Annotated in this window: 26 protein-coding genes and 2 pseudogenes; 26 read left to right on the forward strand and 2 right to left on the reverse strand. The window is 53.9% G+C overall.

Annotated features, from left to right (window positions below; translation table 11 throughout):
• Nucleotides 1-4: 4 nt before the first annotated feature.
• From OGX98_RS21345 to OGX98_RS21420, 17 genes and pseudogenes are all read left to right on the forward strand, one after another.
• Nucleotides 5-361 (forward strand): TIGR03750 family conjugal transfer protein, encoded by a 357-nt coding sequence (locus OGX98_RS21345; RefSeq protein WP_004115534.1) that lies wholly within the window; start codon nucleotides 5-7, stop codon nucleotides 359-361.
• Nucleotides 358-1,017 carry a PFL_4703 family integrating conjugative element protein gene (locus OGX98_RS21350; protein ID WP_004115533.1) on the forward strand — a complete coding sequence of 220 codons (660 nt, stop codon included), beginning with the start codon at nucleotides 358-360 and terminating at the stop codon, nucleotides 1,015-1,017. The genes OGX98_RS21345 and OGX98_RS21350 overlap by 4 nt, the downstream gene beginning before the upstream one ends.
• Nucleotides 1,017-1,967, forward strand: a complete 951-nt coding sequence (locus OGX98_RS21355; RefSeq protein ID WP_058684973.1) for a TIGR03749 family integrating conjugative element protein — start codon at nucleotides 1,017-1,019, stop codon at nucleotides 1,965-1,967. The genes OGX98_RS21350 and OGX98_RS21355 overlap by 1 nt, the downstream gene beginning before the upstream one ends.
• The gene (locus tag OGX98_RS21360; RefSeq protein ID WP_003029746.1) at nucleotides 1,957-3,459 is read left to right on the forward strand and encodes a TIGR03752 family integrating conjugative element protein; all 1,503 of its coding nucleotides are present in this window, start codon (nucleotides 1,957-1,959) and stop codon (nucleotides 3,457-3,459) included. Before OGX98_RS21355 ends, OGX98_RS21360 begins: the two co-directional genes overlap by 11 nt.
• An 87-nt stretch (nucleotides 3,460-3,546) precedes the next feature.
• On the forward strand, nucleotides 3,547-3,837 hold the full coding sequence (locus OGX98_RS21365) for a hypothetical protein (protein ID WP_003029748.1): 291 nt from the start codon (nucleotides 3,547-3,549) through the stop codon (nucleotides 3,835-3,837).
• Nucleotides 3,837-4,247, forward strand: coding sequence for a TIGR03751 family conjugal transfer lipoprotein (locus OGX98_RS21370; protein ID WP_003029750.1), 411 nt, complete (start codon nucleotides 3,837-3,839; stop codon nucleotides 4,245-4,247). Before OGX98_RS21365 ends, OGX98_RS21370 begins: the two co-directional genes overlap by 1 nt.
• Entirely contained in the window at nucleotides 4,247-7,105 is a 2,859-nt protein-coding gene (locus tag OGX98_RS21375) for a conjugative transfer ATPase (RefSeq protein ID WP_058684974.1), read from the forward strand. The genes OGX98_RS21370 and OGX98_RS21375 overlap by 1 nt, the downstream gene beginning before the upstream one ends.
• Nucleotides 7,102-7,479 (forward strand): hypothetical protein, encoded by a 378-nt coding sequence (locus OGX98_RS21380; protein ID WP_003029753.1) that lies wholly within the window; start codon nucleotides 7,102-7,104, stop codon nucleotides 7,477-7,479. Before OGX98_RS21375 ends, OGX98_RS21380 begins: the two co-directional genes overlap by 4 nt.
• Nucleotides 7,480-7,634: 155 nt before the next feature.
• Nucleotides 7,635-8,303, forward strand: coding sequence for an HNH endonuclease signature motif containing protein (locus OGX98_RS21385; protein ID WP_003029755.1), 669 nt, complete (start codon nucleotides 7,635-7,637; stop codon nucleotides 8,301-8,303).
• Nucleotides 8,296-8,703, forward strand: a complete 408-nt coding sequence (locus OGX98_RS21390) for a hypothetical protein (RefSeq protein ID WP_003029757.1) — start codon at nucleotides 8,296-8,298, stop codon at nucleotides 8,701-8,703. Before OGX98_RS21385 ends, OGX98_RS21390 begins: the two co-directional genes overlap by 8 nt.
• Nucleotides 8,633-8,953, forward strand: a complete 321-nt coding sequence (locus tag OGX98_RS24015; protein WP_143553910.1) for a nucleotidyltransferase domain-containing protein — start codon at nucleotides 8,633-8,635, stop codon at nucleotides 8,951-8,953. Before OGX98_RS21390 ends, OGX98_RS24015 begins: the two co-directional genes overlap by 71 nt.
• A gap of 193 nt (nucleotides 8,954-9,146) precedes the next feature.
• Complete coding sequence (locus OGX98_RS21395; RefSeq protein WP_003029760.1) at nucleotides 9,147-9,545, forward strand: TIGR03757 family integrating conjugative element protein; 399 nt, start codon at nucleotides 9,147-9,149, stop codon at nucleotides 9,543-9,545.
• Complete coding sequence (locus tag OGX98_RS21400) at nucleotides 9,542-10,534, forward strand: TIGR03756 family integrating conjugative element protein (protein ID WP_003029763.1); 993 nt, start codon at nucleotides 9,542-9,544, stop codon at nucleotides 10,532-10,534. Before OGX98_RS21395 ends, OGX98_RS21400 begins: the two co-directional genes overlap by 4 nt.
• Entirely contained in the window at nucleotides 10,534-12,009 is a 1,476-nt protein-coding gene (locus OGX98_RS21405; RefSeq protein ID WP_032933072.1) for an integrating conjugative element protein, read from the forward strand. The genes OGX98_RS21400 and OGX98_RS21405 overlap by 1 nt, the downstream gene beginning before the upstream one ends.
• A gap of 10 nt (nucleotides 12,010-12,019) precedes the next feature.
• Nucleotides 12,020-12,358 (forward strand): hypothetical protein, encoded by a 339-nt coding sequence (locus OGX98_RS21410; RefSeq protein WP_003029769.1) that lies wholly within the window; start codon nucleotides 12,020-12,022, stop codon nucleotides 12,356-12,358.
• Between the two features lie 2 nt (nucleotides 12,359-12,360).
• Nucleotides 12,361-13,881: a conjugal transfer protein TraG N-terminal domain-containing protein gene (locus OGX98_RS21415; protein ID WP_058684975.1), complete on the forward strand. Its 1,521-nt coding sequence runs from the start codon at nucleotides 12,361-12,363 to the stop codon at nucleotides 13,879-13,881.
• 1,055 nt (nucleotides 13,882-14,936) lie between these two features.
• A pseudogene (locus OGX98_RS21420) lies at nucleotides 14,937-16,060 on the forward strand (ISNCY family transposase); the annotation flags it as partial.
• Between the two features lie 381 nt (nucleotides 16,061-16,441).
• On the opposite strand, the gene OGX98_RS21425 reads toward OGX98_RS21420, so the two are convergent.
• The gene (locus OGX98_RS21425; RefSeq protein WP_003029777.1) at nucleotides 16,442-17,368 is read right to left on the reverse strand and encodes a LysR family transcriptional regulator; all 927 of its coding nucleotides are present in this window, start codon (nucleotides 17,366-17,368) and stop codon (nucleotides 16,442-16,444) included.
• A 191-nt stretch (nucleotides 17,369-17,559) separates the two neighbouring features.
• On the opposite strand from OGX98_RS21425, the gene OGX98_RS21430 reads away from it, so the two are divergent.
• From OGX98_RS21430 to OGX98_RS21465, 8 genes are read left to right on the forward strand one after another with little or no spacing between them, the layout of a single operon-like run.
• Nucleotides 17,560-18,171 carry a hypothetical protein gene (locus tag OGX98_RS21430; protein WP_058684976.1) on the forward strand — a complete coding sequence of 204 codons (612 nt, stop codon included), beginning with the start codon at nucleotides 17,560-17,562 and terminating at the stop codon, nucleotides 18,169-18,171.
• A 10-nt stretch (nucleotides 18,172-18,181) separates the two neighbouring features.
• Nucleotides 18,182-18,958, forward strand: a complete 777-nt coding sequence (locus OGX98_RS21435) for an AfsA-related hotdog domain-containing protein (protein ID WP_058684977.1) — start codon at nucleotides 18,182-18,184, stop codon at nucleotides 18,956-18,958.
• The gene (locus tag OGX98_RS21440) at nucleotides 18,951-19,784 is read left to right on the forward strand and encodes a hypothetical protein (protein WP_003029781.1); all 834 of its coding nucleotides are present in this window, start codon (nucleotides 18,951-18,953) and stop codon (nucleotides 19,782-19,784) included. The genes OGX98_RS21435 and OGX98_RS21440 overlap by 8 nt, the downstream gene beginning before the upstream one ends.
• 8 nt (nucleotides 19,785-19,792) lie before the next feature.
• Complete coding sequence (gene thmT / locus OGX98_RS21445; RefSeq protein WP_003029782.1) at nucleotides 19,793-20,017, forward strand: 2-hydroxymuconate tautomerase; 225 nt, start codon at nucleotides 19,793-19,795, stop codon at nucleotides 20,015-20,017.
• A gap of 3 nt (nucleotides 20,018-20,020) precedes the next feature.
• On the forward strand, nucleotides 20,021-20,671 hold the full coding sequence (locus OGX98_RS21450; protein ID WP_003029784.1) for an HAD family hydrolase: 651 nt from the start codon (nucleotides 20,021-20,023) through the stop codon (nucleotides 20,669-20,671).
• A gap of 22 nt (nucleotides 20,672-20,693) precedes the next feature.
• Nucleotides 20,694-21,914 carry an MFS transporter gene (locus tag OGX98_RS21455; protein ID WP_003029787.1) on the forward strand — a complete coding sequence of 407 codons (1,221 nt, stop codon included), beginning with the start codon at nucleotides 20,694-20,696 and terminating at the stop codon, nucleotides 21,912-21,914.
• Complete coding sequence (locus OGX98_RS21460; RefSeq protein ID WP_003029790.1) at nucleotides 21,901-22,311, forward strand: carboxymuconolactone decarboxylase family protein; 411 nt, start codon at nucleotides 21,901-21,903, stop codon at nucleotides 22,309-22,311. Before OGX98_RS21455 ends, OGX98_RS21460 begins: the two co-directional genes overlap by 14 nt.
• Nucleotides 22,311-23,486 carry an acetyl-CoA C-acetyltransferase gene (locus tag OGX98_RS21465; protein ID WP_003029792.1) on the forward strand — a complete coding sequence of 392 codons (1,176 nt, stop codon included), beginning with the start codon at nucleotides 22,311-22,313 and terminating at the stop codon, nucleotides 23,484-23,486. The genes OGX98_RS21460 and OGX98_RS21465 overlap by 1 nt, the downstream gene beginning before the upstream one ends.
• A gap of 88 nt (nucleotides 23,487-23,574) precedes the next feature.
• Here OGX98_RS21465 and OGX98_RS21470 read toward each other — a convergent pair whose 3' ends face one another.
• Entirely contained in the window at nucleotides 23,575-24,573 is a 999-nt protein-coding gene (locus OGX98_RS21470; protein ID WP_058684978.1) for an aldo/keto reductase, read from the reverse strand.
• Between the two features lie 257 nt (nucleotides 24,574-24,830).
• On the opposite strand from OGX98_RS21470, the pseudogene OGX98_RS21475 reads away from it, so the two are divergent.
• Nucleotides 24,831-25,567 (forward strand): annotated as a pseudogene (locus OGX98_RS21475) (reverse transcriptase domain-containing protein); the annotation flags it as partial.
• Between the last annotated feature and the right edge of the window lie 69 nt (nucleotides 25,568-25,636).

Consider the following 25,636-nt stretch of genomic DNA (forward strand, 5'->3'; position numbering starts at 1 on the left):
GACGATGCAGACCATTCGTTTTTTACCTGACCGTCTCAACAGTGAGCCCGTGGTGTTTCGCGGATTCACCACCCATGAGATGGGGCTGGCTGCCCTTGCCGGCGCGGGTGCGGGTCTGCTCCTGTCACTGCCGTTTATACCGCTTGCCGGCTGGGTTGTCGTTCCCACCGGTCTGCTGGTCATGCCGCTGCTGCTCGTCTGGTTCGGCGGTCGCTGGATGGCCAGGCTCAAGCGCGGCAAGCCCGAGAACTGGCTCTGGCAGCGACTGGAGACGAAAAAACGCCGGCTGGGGATGGGCAATCCGAAACTGATTGTGGATGCCCGGGGCTGGTCAGTGAAACGTAACAGGAGAGCCTCATGAGCCGTTTTCGCCATGCGGTAAAAGACCGTGACCAGCATATTCAGACGCTGCGCATCGCCTGCGCCGTGCTCGCCTTTTTTCTTTTATTCACCTGTGCCGGATGGATGCTGGCACCCAGCAAGCTGACCGTACATAACCCGCCGGATTTACGTACCGGCAGCACGCGCCCCTGGTGGGAAGTGCCTCCCCCGACAGTCTACTCCTTCGCGTTCTACATCTTTCAGCAGCTCAATGCCTGGCCGAAAAATGGCGAGGTGGACTATTCCGCCAAAATCAATGCGCTGTCGCCGTATCTGACGCCGTCCTGTCAGGATTTCCTGAAAGCGGATGCAAAGAAACGCGGTGACGCCGGGGAGCTCACCGACCGCGTGCGCGTGGTGTATGAAGTGCCCGGTCGCGGTTACCAGTCACAGAGCGTGACCGTACAGGATCGCGATCACTGGATTGCCCGCCTGGACGTGGTGGCTGATGAATATTTCCATGCCGAGCCGGTCAAACGCGCCCTGGTGCGTTACCCGCTGAAAGTGGTGCGCTGGGAAGGTGATGCGGAGCGCAACCCGTTTGGTCTGGCGCTGGACTGTTATGCCGGTGTGCCCCAGCGTCTGGAGGCGGCACCGCCTGCACCTAAACCGGAGAAGTCAGGAGTGTTTCAGTGATGAGTAAAAACCCCCACTACCGTGCCGGGCTGATGGCGCTGTCCTTCGCCCTGCTGCCCCTGGCAACACTGGTATCACGTCCTGCCGGCGCAGATGAGCTGATGAAATGGGAGCGTATTCCGCTGCAGATCCCCCTGAAGGTGGGGCAGGAGCGGGTGGTCTTTGTGGACAAAAACGTCCGCGTTGGTTTTCCGCCGGCGCTTAACGGTAAACTCCGTGTGCAGAGCACCGGGGGAGCCGTCTACCTGAAAGCCGACAGCGCCTTTCCGCAGACGCGGGTGCAGCTGCAGGATGTGGAAAGCGGCGAGGTTCTGCTGTTTGATATCGCCGCCGGTGAAAAAGGGCCGACTGAGCCGGTCCGGCTGGTCTACAGCGGTGATGTCAGCACGCTGAGCCAGGCGTCTGATGCGGCCGGTCAGCCAGGTGGTGCAGACCGGGCTGCTTCCGGATCAGGCTCATCGGTTCCCACCGGCAGCGATGATGGCACCCAGGCCAGGCGTAAAAAATTCCGCTACAGCGCCCCCATCCCGGTGCTGCTTACCCGCTATGCCGCCCAAAGCCTTTATGCTCCGGCACGTACGATCGAGGCGGTCCCGGGTATTCATCCGGTCAATCCTCATCTGCCCCGACGTGTCAGCACGCTGTATCCCTCTGAACCATTAACGGTCACGCCGCTGGCTGGCTGGGGCGTGGCAAACCGCAGCGTGGTGGCACTCAGGCTCACGAACACCGGCAGCCGTAAAGTCGTTCTGGATCCGCGTGCGCTGCAGGGACAGTTTGTGTCAGCCACCTTCCAGCACCGCTGGGTCGGTCCGGCCGGCACGCCGGAAGACACCACCACGGTGTATGTGGTGACCGCCGGTCGTCCGGTGAGCGCATTTATTGCTGAGCCGTCTGCGCTGCGTAAAGCGGCCCGTGCGGTAAAACAGGAGGCCCGCCATGCAGATTAAATCCAATGCCCTGGTGAAGTTTATCGTGCCGGCCGTGGTGATTGCCGGGCTGGCCGTGGGGCTCAAAAGCTGCAAAAACGAACCGGCAGAACAACCTCAGGCAAAACAAAGCGGCGGTGCCCTGAAAAACCTCTCGCCGGATGAACTGAAGGCGCTGGGGGTGGAAGGCGACACGCCGGAGGACACCCTGCGCACGCTCATCGGCCGGCTGAACGATGTGCGTGACCGTCAGAAAGCGCTGGATAAGCAGAACGCGGATTTGGTGAAAGAAAACGAACGGTTGCGCCGGCGCAATCAGGACGTATCAGGGCAGGTGAATGAGGCCGTTAATGGTCTGCGCGAGCAGTACGACAAACGTCAGGCTCAGCTTCAGAACGAACAACTGAGCCTGACGGCGAAAATCCAGGAGCTGACCGACAAACTCAAAAAGCCTGACAGCGAGAAAAAAACGGCGGACAGCGATATCCCGCTGGGGCTGGGCCTGGACGGCATGGGCAGCAGCACCGGGGGGAGCGCTTCTCAGGGCAGCGACGGCATGATGTGGGTCGCGCCGACGGACCAGAAAGAGACGGATCCGCGGGATGCGGCCAGCGGCAAAGCCTCACCTCAGTTCCCGACCTCTTTTCTGGGGGAAAATGAGCTGACCCGCCAGAAAGCCGCTTATGAGGAGAAAGTGAAGGGACGTACGAATGAAAAAGGGGCGGAAGAGAGCGCCGAGCCGGTTTACACGCTGCCGGAAAATTCCACGCTGGTCGGCAGCCGCGCCATGACGGCACTGCTTGGCCGTGTGCCCATCAACGGCACCGTGACCGACCCTTATCCGTTCAAGGTGCTTATCGGTAAGGATAACCTGACGGCGAATGGCATCGAGTTACCGGACGTCGAAGGGGCGATTGTTTCCGGGACGGCCAGCGGTGACTGGACGCTGTCCTGCGTGCGCGGGCAGGTTAACAGCGTCACCTTTGTCTTTTCCGACGGTACGGTGCGCACCCTCCCCAGACCAGACACCAGTAACAACGCCGGCGGGCAGAATAATAACGCTCAGGCTAAACAGGATACCGGCACCAGTGGCGGTATCGGCTGGATTTCGGATGAAAACGGGATCCCGTGCATTGGCGGCGAACGTAAGTCCAACGCCTCCACCTACCTGCCGACCATCTTTGGCCTGTCGGCTGCCGGTGCGGCGGGTGAAGCGATGAGCCAGGGGCAGTACACCACGCAGAATAACGTGAATGGCATTTCCGCCACCATGACCGGCGACGCCGGACAGGCGGCGCTGGGGAAAGCCATTTCCGGCGGCATGTCTGAAACCACGGACTGGATCAAACAACGCTACGGGATGACGTTTGATGCTATTTATGTGCCGCCGGGTGCCCGTCTCGCCGTGCATATCACCCGTCAGCTGGCCATTGATTATGAAGATAAGGGCCGTAAGGTGCGCTACGACTTCACCCTGCCGGGTGGCGTCAGCGACAACGGCGGACTGGACTGAGTACACGGCCATGGCGGGACAGATAACGTTTTCCCTCTTTCATCCGTGTGCCGGACGTTCAGCGACGGGGCAGGCTGGCATATTGACGTGATCCCTGCGTCTTCTGCTGTTCTGTTGCTACAACCCGTTGCGCTGTTGGCTGCCGGTGCACCTTTACTGCGCTGGCGCGATGACCAGCTTTTACTGGATATCGGCAGGTTCTCCCTGCCGCTCAGTGCCCGGGACTGTGCCGTTTCGTGGCGCAGCCCGAAAATCCCGCGCCGGCTTTACTGCCCGCGTATGACATTACGGGAGCCGGGGCACCTGCTGAATGTCAGTGCGTTCGTTTTTATCTGCGGCGGTTACGATCCGGCCGCCTCACAAAGGAGATACCGGTAATGTGCAGAACGGTTTTCATTCTGGCCCTGAGCTGTGTGATGCTCAGCGGCTGCTCAACCTCCAAAGAGGAAATGCTGCCGGCGGGCGATAACACCATGCTGGAACTGTGGAACGGTGCGGACGGTGGCGGCAGTACCTCCCGTCAGTCTGCGGCGGCCCGCGACACGCTGCGACGCCCGCTGACGGGCAGCGAAACGCAGGCGGACGCGCAGGCCGACCGCAGCTACAGCCGGACTCAGGAAAGCGAAATCACCCAGCAGTTTCCCCGGCTGCCCAACCCCGACATGGTGATGTACCTGTATCCCCATCTGGCCGACGGTAACACGCCGGTGCCAGGTTACAGCACCGTGTTCCCGTTCTACAGCCAGACGCAGTATGCCATGCCTGGCGAGCGCACGGAGGCCCTGTAATGCTTTCACTGTTTACGCGTAATAAATCCACCGACCGGCAGACGCCGGTTGATGACGACCAGTCCGTTCAGGCAGATGAAACCCTGACCGCGGCCGTGAAGGGCCGGCAACCCCTGAAGCGCCCCGGGAAAATGACGCGCCAGAATGAGGAGAAGGTTTATCACGCCAATCCGTCCATCATTGACTTTTTGCCCTGGGCAGAATTTCTCGATGAAGAGCAGTGTCTCCTGCTTGATGACGGCGTGTCGGTGGGGGCGGTTTATGATGTGACACCGGTGGCGACCGAAGGGCGAACCGAAGAGCGCCTGGAGCAGATCCGTGACTCGGTTGAGGATGCACTTCAGGACAGCTTTGATGAACATGACGTGAATCCCTGGGTCGTGCAGTTCTTCTGCCAGGACGAGGACGACACTGACGCGTACCTGGACAGGCTGCGCGGGTATGTCAAACCACATGCACAGCGCACGGCGTTTACCGACGCCTGGCTGGGTGAAATGGAGCGCCATATTCGCAGTATCTCCCGGCCTGAGGGACTTTTTACTGACTCGCTGATTACCGGCCAGCCCTGGCGCGGGCAGCAGCGCCGCACCCGGATGGTTGTTTATCGCTGGCTGGGGAAAAGCCGGGATCCGATGCCGCCGGTGGCGATGCTCAACCAGGTGTGCGACCGGGTCGTTAATGCCCTGGGCGGGGCGGGGATCCGCTGCACCCGACAGAATGGCCTGCAGGTGCATGGCTGGCTGCTGCGGCTGTTCAATCCGTCACCGGACTGGGTGGAGAAAACCACGCTCTATCGGCAGGCTGCTTACGCAGACCCGCGCGGGACGCCTGAAGACACCGTGCCGGTCAGCAATGATTTTGCCGAAACCCTGTGGTTCACGCCGCCGGTTTCAGACCCGGAAAACGGCGTGTGGTGGATTGACAACAAGCCGCACTGCGCGGTGGCGGTGGAAAAACTGCGCACGCCGCCGGAGCCGGGCACCCTGACCGGCGAGAAAAGCCGGGGTGAAAAGAAAATTAATGCCCTGATGGATATGTTTCCGGAAGGGACCATGGTGTGTATGACCGTGGTGGTACAGCCCCAGGACCGGCTTGAAGAGCAGTTTAACCGGCTGTCGAAAAATGCGGTCGGTGAGAATACCGAGTCGGGCCGCGTCCGCCAGGATGTGAAGACGGTAAAAGAGTATCTGGGCAACCGGCACAAGCTGTACCGGGCGGGGATCACCTTCCTGCTGCGCGGCGATGACATGACCAGCCTGAAGCGCAAGCGGCTGGAGCTGTCCACCGTGCTGCTCGGGGCCGGTCTGCAGCCGGTACGTCCGGAGTTTGAAGAAGGTCCGCTGAACAGCTGGCTGCGGGCGCTGCCGATGTGCTTTAACCCGGACAGCGACAAAAAACACTGGTTTACCCGTCTGACATGGGTTCAGCACCTGGCCGGTCTTCTGCCGGTGACCGGGCGGGAAACGGGTACAGGGCACCCCGGCTTCAGCTTTTTCAACCGCGGCGGGGATACCCTGACATTCGATCCGCTCAACAAGCTCGACCGCACCCAGAACGCGCATCTGCTGTTGTTCGGCCCGACCGGGGCGGGCAAGTCGGCCACGCTGTGTGCTGCGCTCTCCCAGCTGATGGCCGTCCACCGTCCGCGGCTGTTTATTGCGGAGGCCGGGAACTCGTTCGGCCTGCTGGCCGACTTTTTTGACAGCCTCGGGCTGACGGTGAACAAAATCAGCGTCAAACCCGGGAGCGGCGTCAGCCTGCCGCCATTTGCTGATGCTCACAAACTGGTGGAAGAAGGCCTGGCCGCCCAGGCCGTGGATGAGAGCGACCTGCCGGATATCGACACGGACGACGAGGGCGAGGATGACAAGCGTGACGTTCTCGGTGAAATGGAAATCTCCGCACGCATGATGATCACCGGCGGCGACCCGAAAGAAGAGGCCGACCTGAAGCGCGCTGACAGGGCGATGATACGTGAGGCGCTGCTGATGGCGGCGCATACCACTTATAAAGAAGGGCGGCAGATGCTGCCGTCTGACCTGCAGCAGGCGTTATATGCCATTGCCTCTGACAACGATGAGGGTGTCATCAATGTCCGCAATGCCCAGCGCAAGGCGAAAGCGGCGGAAATGGCGGAATCCCTGGGCATGTTTACCCAGGCCGGCAGCTTTGAGGCGGAGCTGTTCAACCGCGAAGGGGAGCTGTGGCCGGAAGCGGACGTGACGCTGGTCGACCTGGGGCATCTGGCGCGTGAAGGCTACGAGGCGCAGATGGCCCTGACCATGGTCTCGATGACCAACATGATTAACAACATCGCGGAGCGTGACCAGTTTCTGGGCCGGGATATTGTCTTCACGGTGGATGAGGCACATATCGTGACGGTCAACCCGCTGCTGTCGCCCTACATGACGAAGGTGGTCAAGATGTGGCGTAAGCTCGGTGCCTGGCTGTGGCTGGCCACCCAGAACCTTAAAGATTACCCGGATATTGCCGAAAAAATGCTGAACATGGCGGAATGGTGGATTTGTCTGACCATGCCTCCGGAAGAGGTCAAAGATATCAGCCGCTTCCGCGCGCTCACGCCGGAGCAGGAATCGGTGCTGCTTTCCGCCAGTAAACTGTCGGGCTGTTATACGGAAGGCGTGGTGCTGGCGAAACGGATCGAAGCGCTGTTTCGTGCCGTGCCGCCCAGTCTCTTCCTGGCACTGGGCATGACGGAAAAAGAAGAGAAAGCCGAACGCCGTGCGCTGATGAATGAATTTCACTGCAGCGAACTGGAAGCGGCAAAACGCGTCGCGCAGAATCTGGACCGTCTGCGCGGTCTGACGGAGAAACAACAGGAGCCTGCCACGGTATGATGACACTGAAGTACCCTGAACCCGCCATTCATGAGCACAGTGGCGGCGCGCTTTTCACCCTGTCGCCTCAGGGGGAGCCCGGCGTGCTCCCGGCGACACATCAGCACCTGGTGAGGCTGCGGGCAATGCTCAGGCAGTGCCTGACCGGGCCGGTCAAAATGACCTGTCACCCGCATCGGGTGGGACTCAGCAGCAGCGTGGCCATCTATCTTGAGGGAAAGATGAAGCAGGCGGTAAACATCCTCATCACCGTGACGGGGCAGACAAGCTGGCCGCAGGAAGAGGAGTATGCGCATCCGCGCTGGTATATTACGGTGCCGGATTCGGCCGATCTGGTGTATCTGATGCTGTGGATTAACGGACTAGAAGTGTAACTCCAGACTTGCCTTCACCAGGGGCATGATTATAAAAAGAAAATAACAATATTGCATACCGGCCGCCAGGGCCGGTTTTTTTATGAGCGCTTAACCAATTTCAATGCTAAATATATTATAACTTCCAAAGTGCTTTTTAAGAGCGAGTAGTTGCTATGGCGGGTACTTCAGAAAAAGATATCAAGTTACTGTGGGGCCGCGCAGCAGGGCGCTGTTCTTACTGCCAATGTGACCTTACACATATCATGGATGGTTTAGGCAATTATCATGTAGGTGAAATGGCTCATGTTATCGGTAAGAAAAAAGGTGCAGCCAGGACAACTGAGGGTACAGGACCTGATACTTATGACAATTTGATCCTTTTATGCCCAACCCATCATAGGATGATCGATAAGGCTCCAGAAGGGTCCTATCCGAATGAAATGCTTTTTCAGTGGAAAGAGAAACACGAATCTTCTGTTGCAAATGCTTTTAAGGGGGCTGTTTTTGATAGTGTTGAGCAACTTAAAGAAGATATTGCGTTAATGCTTTATGAAAATAATAAATGCTTTACTCATTATGGACCATACTCTGAAGCTGCAAAAGATATGGGTTCTAATACACAAGAATTATGGGAGCTAAAAAAATTAAGTGTGATGGTACCGAATAATCGTAAAATAATAAATGTTATTGAAGGTAATATGGGTTTATTAAGCGCCAGGCAAAAACGGTTATATATTGACTTTAGAGATCATGCCGAAGCTTGGGAATACAATCAGTATAATAGATTGGATACCTACCCTTTATTTCCTGAAGAGTTCCAAAAGGAGTTCGGTTATGAATAATAATTCATGGGGTGTCAGTTTTTCATCGATTTCATGGTTTGATGATTTTTTGAATACGCATAAAAATGTCAAGGCTTTTATTCGCGAAAAAGATATAATCTTTCGTGTTGAAAGGAAAATCCAAAATGATAAGTTGACGATCATTCTTCTGAATGAATACACAATGAGTGTGACAAAAATACTCAAAACTATCAAAGAGTTTGGTAGTGTGGATATAATCGTTGTTGGCGGACACTGGAATAGCTACACATCTGGTGCCAAAGAGCATGCTATACAGCAAGAACTTGGATTGTTTAATTCGGCAGAAATCGGCGCGGCTTTATACAAAAATGATTACTGGAATTTCCATAGAAAAGATAGAAACGGCAGTCCGCAATATCATATTAGAGAGGAGCAGTAACGTAGTGGGGATATATGGGTTTGGGTCTTTTTTTAGAGCTCAAGCTCACAATGACATCGATATAATGATAGTGGTAGATTGCCCTTTTGAAGAGCTTCTAGGCCTTTATGAGGAATGTGTGGAAGCTTTAAGTTTGTTAGGTACGGAAACTGGAGAAGAGTTTCATTTGCTTTTTCTTACTTATCAGGAATTTAAAGAGAAACCATTGATTGAGTCTGGTTCTTTGATCCCTATTTTTACTGGTTCATAGAAATCCCTCACGATAACCCATAAGGCAGTTAAGCCGTTATTATATAACTGAGATTTTCACAAATTTACTCTGTACTCCTAACATTCATTAATTTGTAGAAAAACTTCTTAGTACGAGATTTTAGTTTATTGCGGCTTTTCTGAACGGCCACGGGCACGCTGACAGACGATTCAGTCTGACGGAGCCCCGATTCATGAAACTGACCTCTCTTGTTTTCCTGCCGGCTCTGCTACCGGCATCCGTACTGGCCGGCATGGTCGTCTTCACCGACAGTCAGCATCTGCCGGCAACTCTGCCGCCGGACGTGCCGGTGGTCCTTCTCGATGGTCCTGACCGGCTGCAGGCCGACATGTTCGGGGTACTGCCTGCAGACCCGCAGCAGGCCGAAGCACAGGTCAGGCAGGTTATGACGTCTCCTGCCTGGCAACAAAAACAGCTGCAACTAAACGATTCTTATCGGCAGGTGGTCCGGGCCTGGGAGCTGGGCATTAAAAAAGTGCCGGCGGTGGTGTTTGATGACCGCGATGTGGTGTACGGCACCACGGATGTTGACGTGGCCACTTCCCTGCGTAACCGGGGAGGTGGTCAGTGAATACAAAACCTTCCCGCATCAGAACCACGGTGTGCTCGCTGGCGGTTACCACGGTACTGGGTACGGCAACCGCGCCGGCAGCTGTTGCAGCACTTAACACCGCGCAGATTATTGCAAGCGCCGTGTCGCAAAACTGTATCAGCTGGCGTGTGAGTGGCATCTGTTACTGGCTGTTCTGCACCCCTTTTGGCTGCAAGGTGCGCACGTCGGTCAAAGTCACCCACTTCATTCCTCAGACAGTCGTTTCGACCTATGTCGCGCCGGGCGGCAACCCGTGGCAGGAAATGGCGTTTGTCAGCCAGACCGACGGCGGGCTGGAGAGTGCCGTAACCAGCGGGGTTTCCGGTGTTTCTGCCGGAGGAGCCAACCCGGCGGACATGAAAAATCCCGGCCAGCGCAAGTCTGCCGTCCGTTTCAAATATGCCGATGCCATTGGCCACCCGGCCACCTCCCTGATTGGCGGCAGTATCCCGGGCTATTCCTGTGATACCGCAGCCACCCCGTTAATGCCTTACTTCCTGAGTACGCTGGATTCGGCGGCCTGGCGCACGGGCGTACCGGAGTCCCTCTATCCGGAAGCGCTTGTGCCCGGCCAGCGGGAAATCGGCAGTCAGACAGCAGCCAGTATGTGGGGCAACATCTATCCCCGTTCGGGGTTTATCAGCCAGACCGATGATGACAAAGCCTCTGCCGTGGTGGCGCAGCGTGTGGCTGACATTATCACCCGTACCGGGCAGCCCCATGTTTATCAGGTGCTCCAGGGCAACCGCCATGACGGGTACTGGCCACCGGGTGAGGTCACGGAAAACACCGGCACGCGCAATCACAAATGGCAGCGGCTGGCTCCCCACATGACACAGTCATGTGCCGTCTTCCCGGACGGGAGCCACACCGCCGCGAGCGGTAACAATGAAGCCTTTGCGCTCTGGCAGCCCTACAGCTGCTGCAAAAAGCGCGGGCAGAAATTTCTGGGCAGCACTGATATCTGATGAGGAAAACCGTGAAAAAAACACCTTCATTTTCAGCCGTTCGCGTAAGCCTGCTGCTGACCGGCTCGCTGCTGACTGTCCTCCCGGGCGCGCACGCGGCCGATGATGACAATACCATCCTGGGCATGTCCCTGCTGCAGGTGAACAACAGCGCCATCGGTTACGGCAAATCCGTCGATGGTGCGGTGTCGGACAAGCTCTTCTACACCCTCGGCGGCGGCTCGGTCATTTCCCAGCCAGCCACGCGCGGCAATATGCAGAAGCTGGGGCTGAATACCGGCTGGAGCAGTGACCTGATGTGCGGCAACTTTGATCTGAAAACCACCGTCGGCAACCAGCTCAACGGCGTCACATCCGGCTTTAAAAACCTGATGGGCGACGTAATTCAGGGGGCCACCGGCGCGGTGGCCAGTCTGCCGGCGATGGTCATTCAGCGGGCCAACCCCGGTCTGTATGACATGCTCACCAACGGCGTTCTTCAGGCCAGTGTGTCATTCGACAAGGCGCAGCTCAACTGCCAGAACATGGCGAAAAAGATGATGGACTTCAGCGACAGCAGTAACTGGACACAGCAGGCCATGATGGATGAATACAAGTCTGTTGTGAACAGCGGAGATACTGACGCGGTTCGTGCAGATGAGGCGGGGCGGAAAGTCACCGGCACGTCGGGCAACAACTGGATTGGTGGTCAGAAACGCGGGGGAGCGGGGCAGCCCGCGATACGTGTCACCCATGACCTTGTCGCTGCCGGCTACAACATGATGAACGGGCTGCCCGTCACGTCTGATTCGACCGTGGGCGAAAGCAGCTGTAACGGTGGCGCATGCTCTAAATTCGGCAGCGCGGAAGAGGCGGCGGCCATGACCGTGAAGGTGCTGGGCGATCGCTCGATGCGCACCTGTGCCAACGCGGGTGAATGTACCAGCGGAGATGCGGATGACCAGCCCGGTACGACCGTTGCCGGCACCGGCTTTGCCCCACTGCTGGAAGAGGCTACAAAAGCCAACGCTGAGCAGCTGGTCAGGCTCGTCAACGGTACGGAAAAGTCCACGGCCGCGAATCTGGCGAAGCTGAAAACCGGCGGACTGCCGGTGACGGCCGGCGTGATTAAAGCCCTGCAGCGTGATCCGGATAACGCGGCCCTGACCGCCCGTCTTGCCGGCGAGCTGGCCATGTCTGACACGGTGGAAACGGCGCTGCTGATGCGTCGCATGATGGTTACCGGTATGTCGGAGCCGAATGCCGCTGCCCAGCCAAAGGCCATTGATACCGCCGGTCAGCGTATCGAGGCGCTGGATCGGGAAATCGCGGCGCTGAAAAACGAGATGGAGATGAAGCGTGAACTGTCACGTAATTCAGTGCTGACCATTATCGACAGGGAAAATCAGCGCGTCGAAACCAACCCGCAGACCCAGTCTGATGACAATACCGACAGTCGCTTCAACCAGATGGCAGCGCCGCAGTCGGCTGAATGAGGGAATAAGGATGCGTAATAAAACGACTGTCAGGAAAGTCCTTACCCGTGCCGGCATCTTCCTCGCCTGCATGGCACTGTTCATGGTGGTCTCACTGATGATGGCTGACACCGCCATGAAACATCCGACTGAAGCAGCTGCATTCCGGAGCTGGATGCAGTCGACGCGCTACGGCTGGCTGATATGGCGACTGGCGCTGTATGCGCTGGTTGCATGGGGCCTCTGGAAAATCCGGCATGCGCCGGGTTTTCAGGAGATGTACAGGCGGCCGCTGCTGCGCATCAGTGTGGTCAGTGTGCTTTTCATCGCGTTGTGTGAGTACGCGATGTTTACCAGTCCGGGAGTCTGAGGATGACGACAAACAGCTATCTTGAGTATTTTCTCACGCTGCTCGGCTGGGTGATCAATAACGGTCTGTGGAATGTCCTGCTGAGCACCGGCCTTTTTGTCCTGCCGCTGGCGTTTAAGGTGGTAGGGATCTGGCTGAAGGTCCGTGAAGAGGGGGAAGATGAAGGCAACAAGGGGATGCTGTCGCTGCCCCGTATCGAGAACGCGCTGTATGCCGGATTTCTGGTGATGATTGCCTGCTGCGTACCGCTGATTAATGTCAGCCTCAGTACGATGCAGTACGACACAACCCGGGCAAAGAGCTGTGGTGTGTGGACGCCCAAAGCGCCGGATGAAAGCGGCTATGCCGGCGTGGTCACCAGCCTTAACGACCAGACGGCCGCAGCACCGGTATGGTGGGTGCTGATTCATAAACTCTCTAAAGGGGTAACCCAGGCGGCCGTGGCGACCATTCCCTGCAGCCCTGACATGCGACAGATCCGCTTTGAAGTGCAGCATACGCGTATCGACAACAAAGCGCTGGCGCAGGAACTGCAGGACTTCACCAACGACTGCTATTCGGTTGCGCTGTATCTGTGGAAGCAACAGGATCAGGGACAGACAAAGGACAAAACCACGCTGCGTGATATCGAATGGATTGGCAGCAGTACATTCCTGAGCCGGTATTATCCTTCGCTGCAGTCCAAACTGCCCCGGGCTGCGTTCCCGTGGACCGACAGCCGGGACAGTGGCCGGCCCAATACCGGAAGAGGAGGCTATCCCACCTGCAGCGAGTGGTGGAGCAGTACGGACACAGGACTGAAAGCACGGGTGAAGGACCAGGCCGACCCCGATATGTGGCTGCGTATCTCGGCCGCAATGAAAATGTCAGGCTTTAACGACAGTGACTATCAGGAAGCTGTCATCCGTCGTCTGGTCAGCCCGGAAAGCCTGACGGTCTCACAGAATGGTCACGTTTATGCCGGCTATGGCGGCAACGCCGATTTTACCCTGGATAATGCCGCGGCACGCGTGGCGGCCATTGGCGGGACATCTCTCGGCAGTCTGGCGGCGTTCCCGGCGTTCGATGCGATGCGACAGGCGCTGCCAATGGTGCAGGCTATCCTGCTGATGGCAATGTATGTCATGCTGCCGCTGATTCTGGCGTTTGCGGCTTACGAGTTCAAGACCGTTATTACGCTGACCTTTGTAATATTCGCTCTGAACTTCCTGACGTTCTGGTGGGAACTGGCGCGCTGGCTCGACAGCTGGCTCCTGACAGCGTTGTATAGTTCAGATACACACAGCCGCTTTAATATGGCGGGACTGCAGAACAGCTCAGATGACCTCATTATGAATCTGGTGATGGGAGCGATGTTTATTGTATTGCCTGCAGTATGGTTAGGCGCTTTATCATGGGCAGGGGTAAATATTGCAGTGGCATTAAGCAACGCCATCCAAAAAGGCACCGAAACTGCTCAGAATACCGGAGGGAAATTAGGCGATGCAGCAGCAAATACGATAAACAGCAAAGCAACGCGATAATGAAGAACGTCACGACGACCGTAAGGGCTTCTGTGATCTTAACCATCTCTTGGTGGATGGTAAGGAGCATCGTATTGACCATGGCGAGCGCTTTCCATAACGTAGTCACTACTTTCAGTTTGATCAGCAGTGCTGGATACTCCAACCTTCATAAGGGAGCTCGCTATAGCAAGGCCCCAGAGAATTAACACTGAGGATATAAGCACAAAACCGCCAAGAATTATGGCGCTCATTGACAGAATAAGCAGCCCTACAATGGGTAGGTGTCCTACCCATTTTGGCATATTACGGCTCACGGCCCAGCTGACACATCGGCAGTCAGTACGGGAGAATTGTCTTTTAATTTTCTGCCAAAACCTGCCTAATGAATAACCCCTCCGCCAGGCTCGCTCATCTTGAGTCTGATACATCTTCTTCTCCTGTTAGGGGATCTTCATCCGACTATAGCTGAGTTTTTGTGCAATTACGAACATCAACGATTTGTGTATGCTTCAGAAAAACATTAAAAGCCTTGAGGGTTAATCGACAACGTTGAGATGGAAGATTTAAGGAAGCGACTGAATGTGGACAAGATTGTAACGCTATTTCTGCTGATATATATCTGATAGGCTGGCTATACCTGTATCCCGGAATTATCGAACATATCTGATGCGGGGATGATATTTCGCTTAATCAGAACACGGTTTACATCTCCGGAATATGCTTCATCCGGGAACAATTTCGCCTTTGCACTGAGATCAGCATCATTGCGGGACGGGAGAATGACCCCGATGAGGAACGTATTGATTATAATACGTTGCGCTTTCACATAATGGGCTGGATCTGTTCATATCCTTCAGCTATCGTTCTGGCCAGTTGCTTACGGTTAGTCTGGGTGGAACAACATCTCGGAGTGCCTGAGCACCCGCCTTTGACCATACTGGCCGGTACGGAAAATACTGGTGCGTTATAGAAGCAAAGCTGGCCTGGCCGTTCTGAGCTATGCTTATCTGGCCGCTTCGGGCTGCCTGCTGAGGAACCTGATATGGGCGACTTCTGGTGCGTAGTTTTTCACGATGGACGAAGTTAACCGGCTTAAACTGATTCAGGACGTTATAGACCGGCGGCTGACAACACATCTCGCTGCAGAGCGTCTCGGTATTTCCGACAGACACTGTCTCCGTCTGCTCCAGCGCTACCGCTCCGACGCTCCGCTGAGCATGGCTGATCGTTGGCGCGGTAATCTCAGTAACTACCAGCTGCCTGAAGGCCTTGCTGAACGTGCGATCCAGATCATCCGCGAGCTCTATCCGACTTTGGTCCGACGCTTACCTGCGAGAAGCTGGCTGAGCTGCACGGCGTGATGCTGTCTAAAGAGACAGTGCGCAAGCTGATGATGCAGCTAGGCCTCTGGATCCCTCTCAGGCATCGCACACCTAAGACCCTGCAGTCTCGCAGCCGGCGCGCCTGTGTCGGCGAGCTGATACAGATCGACGGCTGCGATCACCGCTGGTTTGATGAATGTGGTCCGGCCTGCAACTGCTGGTTTACGTGGATGACGCGACCAGCCGCGTGATGCAGCTTCATTTTGTCCGTTCCGAGTCCACGTTTACCTATTTTGAAGCCACGCCCGGCTATCTGGAGCAGCACGGCAAGCCGCTGGCGTTTTACAGCTATAAGGCCAGCGTCTTCCGCATCAGCAACAAAAATGCGACTGGCGGCGACGGTCAGACACAGTTCGGACGTGCGATGAACGAGCTGAACATCACCGGTATCCGCGCCAACACCAGCTCTGCCAGGGGGCGCGTGGAGCGTGCGTATCTCACGTTGCAGGAACGCCTGGTCAGGAACTCAGGCTGCAGGCATCAGTACGCCGGACCCAGCTAACGCCTTTGCCACTGAGTTTATGGCGGATTACAACCGCCGTTTCGCGAAGGTACCGAGGCACGATTTTGACGTTCACCGTCCGCTCGATGCAGACGACAATCTGAACCAGATATTTACCTGACGCGAGCCGCGTAAGGTCTCAAAAGCGCTGACGGTCCGCTACGATAAGATGCTGTTGCTGCTGGAAGATAACGATGACAGCCGCCGTGCGATGGGTAAATATCTGGATGCATGGCAGTACCCGGACGGCCGCGTTGGGTTCAGGATTCACAGCGCTGTGCTTCCCTACTTTGCCTATGACCGCCTGTCTGAAGCCATAAAAAGCTTGTCGAATGTCTCAGGGCATGAAGCGGACATCAGGTTGGCAGATGTTACTATTATCGCTTTTCACTGCTGTCGGCTAGTCTCCTGAATTTTTTAATGGTCGCTCTTGAAAGACAGGCTGCCGTGCCGTATCCACGATGACAAAGCTACAGGAATTTTCAGTTATCAACGGGCTGAGATCTGTACATGCAATAAGAACAGCCTACACCATATTGTTTTCCACTATCGACATTAAATTTTTCCACGTTGACTGTACATCGGGGTCGCAAAAACCTTTAGTTTTAACCATCCCAATATCGTCGAAAATCAGTGTTGCAAAAACGGGAGTGATCATAGATTCGATATCCAAACATGATTCCATGTAAGTTCTTCAGTCGGAAAAATTTTTTCCACATAAGACGTCCCGGGCATCCAGTACTGCCTCCCGCTTCTCATTGATCCTGGTTGCTGCGTAGATATCAATATTCAGTTTCTGAGATTCATCATCTGTCAGTTCTCGGTAGCACAGCCCTTCCTGATTAAAGGTGCATTTCGACTGGGGCATCAGTGCAAACCCTTTGCCTCTTGCTATGTGGGTGAGCATAACGAGTGAATCATCCGGCTCTTTAACCCTTTTGAGCTGGATACTGAGCTGTTCAAAAAAACGTTCACATTTGTCATAAAATGAAGGATTTGCGCTTCTTGAAAACCAGAAAAGTGGTAAATCACTGACGTCTTTGAGTGATACTTTTTCTTTCAGGCTGGCGGGGTGTATGGCTGGCATTGCCATCAGCAGCGGTTCGCAGCAAACCCAGCGATACTGAACCGTATCTTCATGGCCTGTGCCCTTTTCCCCCGTAAGCACGAGGTCAAGCGTATTTTTCGACAGGCACTGAAGGAGCTGTGCAGAAGTCAGATTAGGCGTTTCAACGTCGTCTCCGGCATCCAGTTCAATAAGCTGTTTGCTGACGGGTTCGATAAATTCAAAATTGAGCGTCCGGGTAAGGCCGATCCGTATTCTCCTCCCGGATGTCAGTGAACCGGTTTTCAGGGCATTAAGCTCCTGCAGGATCTTCTCTGCTTTAATTACCAGGGCCACTCCAGCCTCTGTCAGGCTGACTTCATGCGTACTGCGGCTGAACAACTGCTGATCCAGCACGTCTTCCAGGCACTTTATCTGCCGGGTTAACGGAGGTTGAGTCATTCTGAGTCGTTCAGCAGCTCTGCGAAAATTCAGTTCATGAGCAACAGCGAGGAAGCACTGGAGCTGTTTAACGCTGGGGAGGTTATTACTTATCAGGTGTCCTGCAGTTGCCATAGATTCCATCCTGCCAGTCAAAATTTTATTCTAAACTCTTTAGTATTCCGGGTGTTAACACTAATGATCATATCAGGGATCTGTCTGTTTACAGTAATACAAAAATTGAATTACACATTAAATAATTCCATCCACGTCACAGATTGATAAATTTGCTCCGAACTTAATCAGGTATTTATCCGGAGATAATAATGTCATCTAACTATGTGCTGGTATCACGCTTTCCGTTAAAAAATAATGTTTCCGCTGCTGACTTCCCGTTCTTAAAAAACACCGGCAGCACACGATACTATTATTCAGAAGAGCAGGGTGTTAATGAACTTCTGGAGCTGCGTTCATTCAACGACATCAAGGAAATTTCGTGGGTAGAAGAAGAGATGGAATCTATGTTCCATCGTCTGGCTGATGTTCTTTCTGCCGATATTCGCAGAGAGTTGCTTAAGTTTGTGGAATCCCCGATTGACAACAAGAAAGATCTCCCTGAAAGCCAGTACATTCAGCTTCGCCATGTCGAAGTTCCGGCTCATAATTATCAGCAGTATCGTCAGTGGCGTGATGAGACCATTTTCAATGTCGTAAGGGACAATAAAGACAAGGTTGAGAGCTTTGAAGCATTCCACTCTCTTATCAGCGGTGTGCCGGGTGTGATGTTTATCTCCTCTTTCAACGGCGATAAGGAAGCCTATAAGGAAGCCTTCACCAATGCACGTTACCAGGAAATTATCCAGCAGGCCGGAGATAATTACATCACCGGTGGCAACGAGGGTCTTTATACTCGTATCTACCGTGCCTGCTGCTGCTGAGGAATGATAAATGAACTATAAAAAACTGGTTATTGTAGGCGATAAGTTTAATGAATTTGCAAACGGTAAAGATGTTCTGACTATTTCTCAGCTTGAATTACTTTCGCAAATTCCTGCCAACATTATTGATAAAGAACATGAAATTATTATCGGCCAGGGTGTACGTAAAGATTTCGCGGGAAAAGTCATTTCAAATCAGGCAAGAAATGCTGTGCATGGCAATAAACTTAAAATGTGCTCTCTGGAAAAACTGGTCAGTGATAAAAAAAATGCACATTGTCATAAAAGGCTGGAGCAGAATGTTCTTATCGGCTCAGCAGAACAGGCCGAACATAACAGTGACCTTTTTGCGATGCCGCTGCTGATTGACGAACGCTGTGAACTCATGGCCGATCATCAGACCGGTCAGCATATTCAGGGGATGCTTCTGGTGGAGGCAAGTCGTCAGGCTTTTATCGCCGTTACCGAAGAGTTTATTTATAAGCAGGAATCAGGGCGCTACTACGTCATTAACAGCATGGCGACGACCTTTTCCAGCTTTCTGTTTCCTTTACCGGCGCTGGTCCATTTTGAATTCCTTGAGAAGGATATTAATGAGCGAAGGGGACGTTTCAGAGCACAGGTTCGCGTGACCCAGCATCAGACGCTTTGCGCAACGATGGATGTATCGTTCACCGTATATCCTTCAGATCTGATTGCTGAAAAGGAGAAATCGCTGGCTGAAGCTGCCATGCTGGCGGCAGTTGCTGGACAGAACATCGCGGCAGACGGGGTGACGCATGTCTGAATCAGGTAGCCGGACATACCGCCTGGCTGCTACCACGCAGGGGCCGCTGTACCCCCCTGCGGAGGTCATGGATGGTAACGGCAACTTTGTGGTGGTTGGCATGGTGCCGGGTGATAACGGGCTGGAATGGCGTAGCGTGCTTGTGGCAGCAGACAGCCCCGTGCCCGAATTCGGCGCGACGAAGCCTTACAGAATACTGCGCGACATTGAAGGTATGTCGCAAGATGAAGTCAGGGACATCATCCTGCATACCCTTCCGTTACCCATCCCGTTGAATAATTACGGGATGCTTTTTGCTCCGGAGCAGCGGCCGCAGGCGAACACCGAAAGCCGGCCCAGTCTGCCGCTGCATGAAGGCTATATTGCTGATTATCGTAGCAGTGATGGTAAACGTCAGGTTCAGCCTGTCACACTGGAAGACTGGATGCATGCGGAGGGCACTCTTGATGTCTGTCTGTCTGAAGACGGCAGGAGCGCAAGGTTTACGTTTTCTTTCCGTCATCTTGTTCCCGACAGTGTTTATACCGTGATGAGCCTTCGGGAAAAAGATTTAGCGACTGAGAATCCAAGCCGGCCGGGCCCTCTGGGCATACCTAACGTTTTTATCACCGATCACAACGGCAATGCAGATTACTGGGCGGAATTGCCCGATCCCTTTCCGGCACATGAACGGAATGAAAATCGGATTATCAACGTTGTTGTCCTTTATATGAGTTCCCGCCAGAGCTACGGCGGCGCAATCGGACTTTATGGTCTGGGTGGGGACATCCATGCTCATTTAAAACTGAAAGTCCGTTCCTTCGATGAATTTACCACAACAGAGTGAGATAAAATATGCCATTTGTTCACATCACTACCTGGCCCGCAAAAAATGAAAGTGAAATTACCCGGTTACAGGAAGATATTACGTTTGCTGTGCATAAAAATACCGGGGCACCACTGGATAAAATCTCCGTTGTCATTTCTGAAATACAGCCTTCTCGCTGGGCAGACGCAGGGGTTCCCGGAAACCATAAAGATTTCCCGGAAAAAAGCCGAAGAAAAAATTACGAGGAGTGAGTTTTGCAACAGGCAGCTGCTTTTTTTGACGTCGATGAGACCCTGATAAATATTAAAAGTATGTTTGATTTTTTTGACTTCTGGTGTCGGGAGAAAAATGAACACGCTAAGCTCCAGAACTATATGACACACTTCCGGGCTGAAGTTAAAAAAGGGACTCCCCGTGAGCAGCTCAACAGGGAGTATTACAGGCAGTTTGCAGGTGTCAGTTATAAGGAGCTTGAAGAGGCTGGTGAAAAATGGTTCCGGTTTAAGCTGAATTCAGGATTATTTATAGGAAGTGCGGTTTCGGCTCTTAAAAAACATCAGGCTGAAAATATGTATATTATTTTCATATCCGGATCAATGCTTCCCATTCTGTCTCCTGTCGCAAAATACCTTGGCGTGAAAGATATCCTTTGCGCACCACTGAAGTTTACTGGTGCGGGAAAAATGACGGGGGAAATAGGTTATCCGCAGACGATTGGTGACGGAAAGAAAGATGCGCTCATTCAGTTTTGCGAACAGAGAAATATTAATCCTTCTGACTGTTATGCCTATGGTGATGATCTCTCTGACATTCCGATGCTTGCATCAGCCGGCCACCCTGTCTGTGTAGGTAAACATTCAGCGCTGGCCGGGCACGCGATAAAACATCGCTGGCCGGTTATTTAAACCAACCTTGAGGTAAGAATATATGCATTCAGAAAAATCCCCGCAGGATATGACCTTAAGGTCGTGGCTTGCCTTGTTTATTCTCGCTCTTTCAACATTTACCATCGTGACCACAGAACTGGCTCCTGTCGGCCTGCTGACGCCTATTGCAGAGGGACTTCGCGCCTCTGAGTCAGCGGTTGGCATGACGGTTTCACTTTATGCCTGGGTGGGCGCACTGAGCGCACTCTTTGCATCAGTATTCCTTGGTAATGTGGCCAAGAAGCGACTCCTGCTCACGCTCACTGTCATACTTTTTCTTTCTAACGTTCTTGCCGCCACGGTAAACACCTACGCCATACTGCTTGCTGCACGCGTACTGGGCGCGCTGGCACATGGCGCATTCTGGGCGATGATCGGTGCCACCGCAGTGGCTATCGTGCCAGCCCGGTTCCTGGGCGCGGCAACTTCTATCGTTTTTGGTGGCGTTTCTGCAGCCAGCGTATTTGGCGTGCCGGTATCAAATTATATTGGTATACACTTCGGCTGGAGACAGGCGTTCTGGCTGATGGCTTTACTCAGCGTGGTGGCCTTTGCCGGCATCACCATACTGGTGCCACAGATAACCAGTAAAAGTGCGATCGGCCTGGAGGCGCTCAAAAGTGTATTTAAATCCTCTGCGCTGTGGAAAATTTACTCTGCCACGTTACTGGCCGTAACCGCACACTTTGCCGCTTTTACATACATTGAGCCCTGGCTGCACACGCAGCATGCCCTTGCCACATCTGTCATCCCGGCAGTTCTGTTTGTTTACGGTATCGCCGGTCTTGCCGGCAATTTTCTCACCGGAATGATGATTGATAAACATCTCAAGGAAACGGTATCAGTATCGGTCCTGCTTATCTGTGCGGTGCTCGTATTTCTGGGTTTATCCGGTGCATCCCTTTCAGGCACCGCTGTCTTTACCGCTATGGTCATCTGGGGCGTGGCTGTATCCGGGATTTTTGTGGGCTTCCAGACGTGGGTCCTGCGCCTGGCAGAAGATAAAACCTTCCCGGCGTCTGCGGTTTACGTTTCATTCTTCAATACCGCTATTGGTGTCGGGGCATCTGCCGGTGCCTGGATGGTATCCGCTTTTTCAGTCCCGCTGCTTTATATCGCAGCTGGCGCAGCTATCGGACTTTCTGTCCTGCTCGTTGCCGCCATTCCGACTCGCGTGACGTCTATACAAACCACTCCGGAGAAATCTTATGAGTCAAACTGACGATCTGACACTCTATGGAAGAGAAATTATGGATCGCCTTGAGTCCGGGCTCGCTGATAAAGTCACCACCCGACTGAGCGAACTTGATCCCACCTTACCGGCCCTGATTACAGATTACGCTTTTGGTGCTGTGGTTGGCCGCCCCGGACTGGATCTCAGGACGAGAGAAATGCTGACGGTTGCTTCGCTTGTGACGCTGGGTAACGCCATGCCACAGCTTGAATTACACATGAGAGCGGCACTCAATACCGGCGTCACTCCGGAGGAACTGCTTGAAATCGTGATACAGATGGCTGTCTATGCCGGCGTTCCGGCATGCATGAACGGCCTGACGGCCTACCGCGCTGCTATGGCGGCGACCGGCCATACCCTGCCTGGCCTGAAAGAGGAAATGTAATGAACGAAGTTGTGATTGTTTCTGCAAAACGTACGGCAACCGGCACCTTCCTGGGTTCCCTGTCGGGTCATTCCGCAGCAGAACTCGGAAGTCACGTCATTCGTGCGCTTCTTGAAGACTCAGGAGTGGAAGCCGCTGAGATTTCTCAGGTTATTATGGGACAGGTACTGACGGCCGGTTGTGGCCAGAATCCCGCGCGCCAGTCCGCGCTGAATGCCGGGCTACCTGTTGAAACGCAATGTCTGACGATTAACAAGGTCTGCGGTTCAGGCCTCAAATCGGTTCATCTGGGTATGCAGGCGCTGCAGACGGGGGAGTCAGAATTCGTCATTGCCGGCGGTCAGGAAAGCATGTCCGGCGCCCCCCATATTCTGATGGCTTCACGCACTGGGACAAGACTGGGAGACAGTAGTATGAAGGACAGCGTGGTGTCCGACGGACTCTGGGATGCTTTCGATAATAACCATATGGGCGTCACCGCCGAAAATGTTGCTGCTGAATTCAGTATCAGTCGAGAAATGCAGGATGAATACGCGCTCTTGTCCCATATGAAGGCGATGGATGCTCAGAAGAAGGGAATGTTTGATCGTGAAATCGTTCCTGTAGAATGGCAGGACAGGAAAGGCGCAACACTGAGAGTGGACAGGGATGAAGGTCCCCGCAAAACCAGCATTGAAAAACTGATGCAGCTGAAACCCGTATTCAGAAAGGGAGGAACGGTGACGGCAGGTAATGCATCCTCTCTAAATGATGGCGCGGCCGCTGTCCTTCTTTGTACCAGAAACACTGCCGAGGCACGTGGGCTGCCAGTTCTCGCATCTCTTGGCGCGTTTGCGAATTCGGGGATCAAACCGGCATTAATGGGTGTCGCTCCGGTACAGGCTATCGCAGACTGTCTTTCCCGCTCTGGCTGGAAACCGGAAGACGTTGATCACCTGGAGTCCAATGAAGCGTTTGCAGCCCAGGCGCTGGCAGTGATCAGCCGGGCGGGTATTTCACCTGATCGCATCAATCCCTGTGGCGGAGCCATCGCACTCGGGCATGCTATCGGTGCTTCGGGATGCCGTATTCTGGTCACCCTCGTGCATGGCCTCCTGCGCAATGATAACAAACGCGGTGTTGCAGCATTGTGTGTTGGCGGTGGCGAAGGGGTTGCGCTGAGCGTTTACCGCTGAAGAAAAATTATCGGCCATACAGCAGCCGGGCGGCTAATCAAAACAAAGAAACCGGGCATTGCCCGGTTTCTTATTATGTGAACGGATTTCAGGCGTTAACGCCTTTCATACCTTCTTCAGAATACCGGCCACCTTTGATCCCAACGCGCTGGTGAATATCGTTCAGTAGTGCAATATCTGATTTGTCCAGAGCGATGTCGGCCGCCTGCGCATTTTCGGCCAGATAACGGGTGTGCTTGGTACCGGGGATCGGTACCAGCTTATCGTACTGCGCGAGCAGCCAGGCCAGCGCCACCTGACCTGTGGTACAACCGTACTTTTCAGCAAGCGGGAGGACAGCATCAAGAAGCTGTACGTTGTGATCCAGGCTGGACTGAATGAAACGCTCATTATTTTTACGGAAGTCACCTTCAGAAAAATCGCTGTTTTTACGGTATTTTCCGGTCAGGAACCCCCTTCCCAGCGGAGAATAGGGTACCAGGCCAATCCCCAGTCCTTTCACTGCCGGCAGGATTTCATCTTCAATGTCACGTGTCCATAGTGAATATTCTGTCTGCAGGGCTGTGAGTGGGTGTACAGCATGAGCCCGGCGCAGGGTCGATGCAGAGACTTCACAAAGTCCGATATGATTGATCTTTCCATCTTTGACGAGACGGCTCAGACATTCCATGCTCTCCTCGACAGGCGTCGCCTGGCTGACCCTGTGAAGATAGAACAGATCGATCCGTTCAATGCCGAGCCTCTTGAGAGATTCATTACAGCAGCGGGTAATATAGTCCGGTTGATTGTTAATGGTGCGGGCGTAAGCCTCCTCTGGCGCTCGATCGATTCCGCATTTTGTGGCAACTCTGAACTGCTCACGTGTGGCCTTATCGAGCCCGGCAAGAAAGTGGCCAATCAGCCGTTCGTTATGACCCCGCCCGTACAGGTTAGCGGTATCAATGAACGTAATCTCCAGGTCAATGAGTTTATGTAACAGCTGCAGGGAAGTCCTGTCATCTGTCTGGCCATAGAATTCGCTCAGTCCCATCGCACCATAGCCGACTGAACTGACAATAAGGTTTTGAGATAAATTTCGGGTATGCATAATTGCTCCTTTTTTTGCACCATGATTGTTTCACCCCGACTACGGTTAATGAATTGTCATTTTCGTTATGCAAAAAAAGTATCATGGCAGGAGGATTTCCTGTCCTTCCACATAAGTGGGTAAAAAAACAACCTTAACGTGAGTTTTCGTTCCACTGAGCGGTGCGCTGTGAAAAGCCGCACTTATCTTGCAGGTGAAGGTCCTGCTCCGGAAGGAGCAGCCAGCGCCACCGGATAACGAGTCTTGCGCCTTCCCGGGTAACTGCACCAGTTCTGGAAGAGGGTAAATCACACAGTAATGATATCGGCTGCCCTCAGGGTTCCATATTGTTCCCGGTACTTGCCAATATCTACCTTCACCATGTGGTAGATGAATGGTTTGCTGAAATCAGCTGTTCGCATATCAGGGGGAAGGCAGACATGGCCAGATATGCAGACGATATGGTATTTACCTTCGAGTACCAGCATGAGGCGAAACGCTTCTATAGCAAGCGCGCTGCCGAAAAGATTGGGCCGATTTGGCATCGAACTTCACGAAGACAAATCGCAGCTCCTTGCTGCGTGTCACGTGGCGGCGATGAGAGCAAATCAGAGAGGAGAACGTCTTCCGACGTTCAACTTTCTGGGGGGGTTAACTGCTACTGGGTAGAACGTGCAAAGGGTACTGGCGGCTGAAGTTCACCAGCCGGAAGGACCGCTTTGCGGCCAAGCTTAAAGGCCTGAGAGACTTCCTGTGGAATAACCTCAATGCCAACAGAAGGCAAACCCTGAACACGGTTATCCGGGTAGTGCGTGGATGGATTAATTACCATGGCATCTCAGATAACAAAAGACGTGTGGGGCAGTTCATCTACCAGAGCAGGCGGATCATCTACAGGTGGTTCAACCGTAAAGGTGGCAGACACCCAATGACATGGGAAAAGCTGGATCTGATCCTCAAAATGCTGGGATACCCATCGCGATGGAGAACTCAATCAATGTTCCATTCTCACTGAATATGTGAGGGAAACTGATCTGTCGGGAGCCGGATACGGTAGTTCCGCAAGTCCGGTTCTGAGGAGGGG

This window comes from Citrobacter sp. Cm046, assembly GCF_030333065.1.
GTDB classification, from domain to species: domain Bacteria; phylum Pseudomonadota; class Gammaproteobacteria; order Enterobacterales; family Enterobacteriaceae; genus Citrobacter; species Citrobacter murliniae.

What these genes read in the sequence shown, in the direction of transcription:
- OGX98_RS21390 (WP_003029757.1), top strand. Translation starts at nt 8,296, where the DNA reads ATGAATAATAATTCATGGGGTGTCAGTTTTTCATCGATTTCATGGTTT.
- OGX98_RS21435 (WP_058684977.1), top strand. Translation starts at nt 18,182, where the DNA reads ATGAACTATAAAAAACTGGTTATTGTAGGCGATAAGTTTAATGAATTT.
- OGX98_RS21440 (WP_003029781.1), top strand. Translation starts at nt 18,951, where the DNA reads ATGTCTGAATCAGGTAGCCGGACATACCGCCTGGCTGCTACCACGCAG.
- OGX98_RS21395 (WP_003029760.1), top strand. Translation starts at nt 9,147, where the DNA reads ATGAAACTGACCTCTCTTGTTTTCCTGCCGGCTCTGCTACCGGCATCC.
- OGX98_RS21455 (WP_003029787.1), top strand. Translation starts at nt 20,694, where the DNA reads ATGCATTCAGAAAAATCCCCGCAGGATATGACCTTAAGGTCGTGGCTT.
- OGX98_RS21415 (WP_058684975.1), top strand. Translation starts at nt 12,361, where the DNA reads ATGACGACAAACAGCTATCTTGAGTATTTTCTCACGCTGCTCGGCTGG.
- OGX98_RS21460 (WP_003029790.1), top strand. Translation starts at nt 21,901, where the DNA reads ATGAGTCAAACTGACGATCTGACACTCTATGGAAGAGAAATTATGGAT.
- OGX98_RS24015 (WP_143553910.1), top strand. Translation starts at nt 8,633, where the DNA reads ATGATTACTGGAATTTCCATAGAAAAGATAGAAACGGCAGTCCGCAAT.
- OGX98_RS21410 (WP_003029769.1), top strand. Translation starts at nt 12,020, where the DNA reads ATGCGTAATAAAACGACTGTCAGGAAAGTCCTTACCCGTGCCGGCATC.
- thmT (WP_003029782.1), top strand. Translation starts at nt 19,793, where the DNA reads ATGCCATTTGTTCACATCACTACCTGGCCCGCAAAAAATGAAAGTGAA.
- OGX98_RS21385 (WP_003029755.1), top strand. Translation starts at nt 7,635, where the DNA reads ATGGCGGGTACTTCAGAAAAAGATATCAAGTTACTGTGGGGCCGCGCA.
- OGX98_RS21360 (WP_003029746.1), top strand. Translation starts at nt 1,957, where the DNA reads ATGCAGATTAAATCCAATGCCCTGGTGAAGTTTATCGTGCCGGCCGTG.
- OGX98_RS21345 (WP_004115534.1), top strand. Translation starts at nt 5, where the DNA reads ATGCAGACCATTCGTTTTTTACCTGACCGTCTCAACAGTGAGCCCGTG.
- OGX98_RS21405 (WP_032933072.1), top strand. Translation starts at nt 10,534, where the DNA reads ATGAGGAAAACCGTGAAAAAAACACCTTCATTTTCAGCCGTTCGCGTA.
- OGX98_RS21380 (WP_003029753.1), top strand. Translation starts at nt 7,102, where the DNA reads ATGATGACACTGAAGTACCCTGAACCCGCCATTCATGAGCACAGTGGC.
- OGX98_RS21350 (WP_004115533.1), top strand. Translation starts at nt 358, where the DNA reads ATGAGCCGTTTTCGCCATGCGGTAAAAGACCGTGACCAGCATATTCAG.
- OGX98_RS21375 (WP_058684974.1), top strand. Translation starts at nt 4,247, where the DNA reads ATGCTTTCACTGTTTACGCGTAATAAATCCACCGACCGGCAGACGCCG.
- OGX98_RS21430 (WP_058684976.1), top strand. Translation starts at nt 17,560, where the DNA reads ATGTCATCTAACTATGTGCTGGTATCACGCTTTCCGTTAAAAAATAAT.
- OGX98_RS21465 (WP_003029792.1), top strand. Translation starts at nt 22,311, where the DNA reads ATGAACGAAGTTGTGATTGTTTCTGCAAAACGTACGGCAACCGGCACC.
- OGX98_RS21355 (WP_058684973.1), top strand. Translation starts at nt 1,017, where the DNA reads ATGAGTAAAAACCCCCACTACCGTGCCGGGCTGATGGCGCTGTCCTTC.
- OGX98_RS21370 (WP_003029750.1), top strand. Translation starts at nt 3,837, where the DNA reads ATGTGCAGAACGGTTTTCATTCTGGCCCTGAGCTGTGTGATGCTCAGC.
- OGX98_RS21470 (WP_058684978.1), bottom strand. Translation starts at nt 24,573, where the DNA reads ATGCATACCCGAAATTTATCTCAAAACCTTATTGTCAGTTCAGTCGGC.
- OGX98_RS21425 (WP_003029777.1), bottom strand. Translation starts at nt 17,368, where the DNA reads ATGGCAACTGCAGGACACCTGATAAGTAATAACCTCCCCAGCGTTAAA.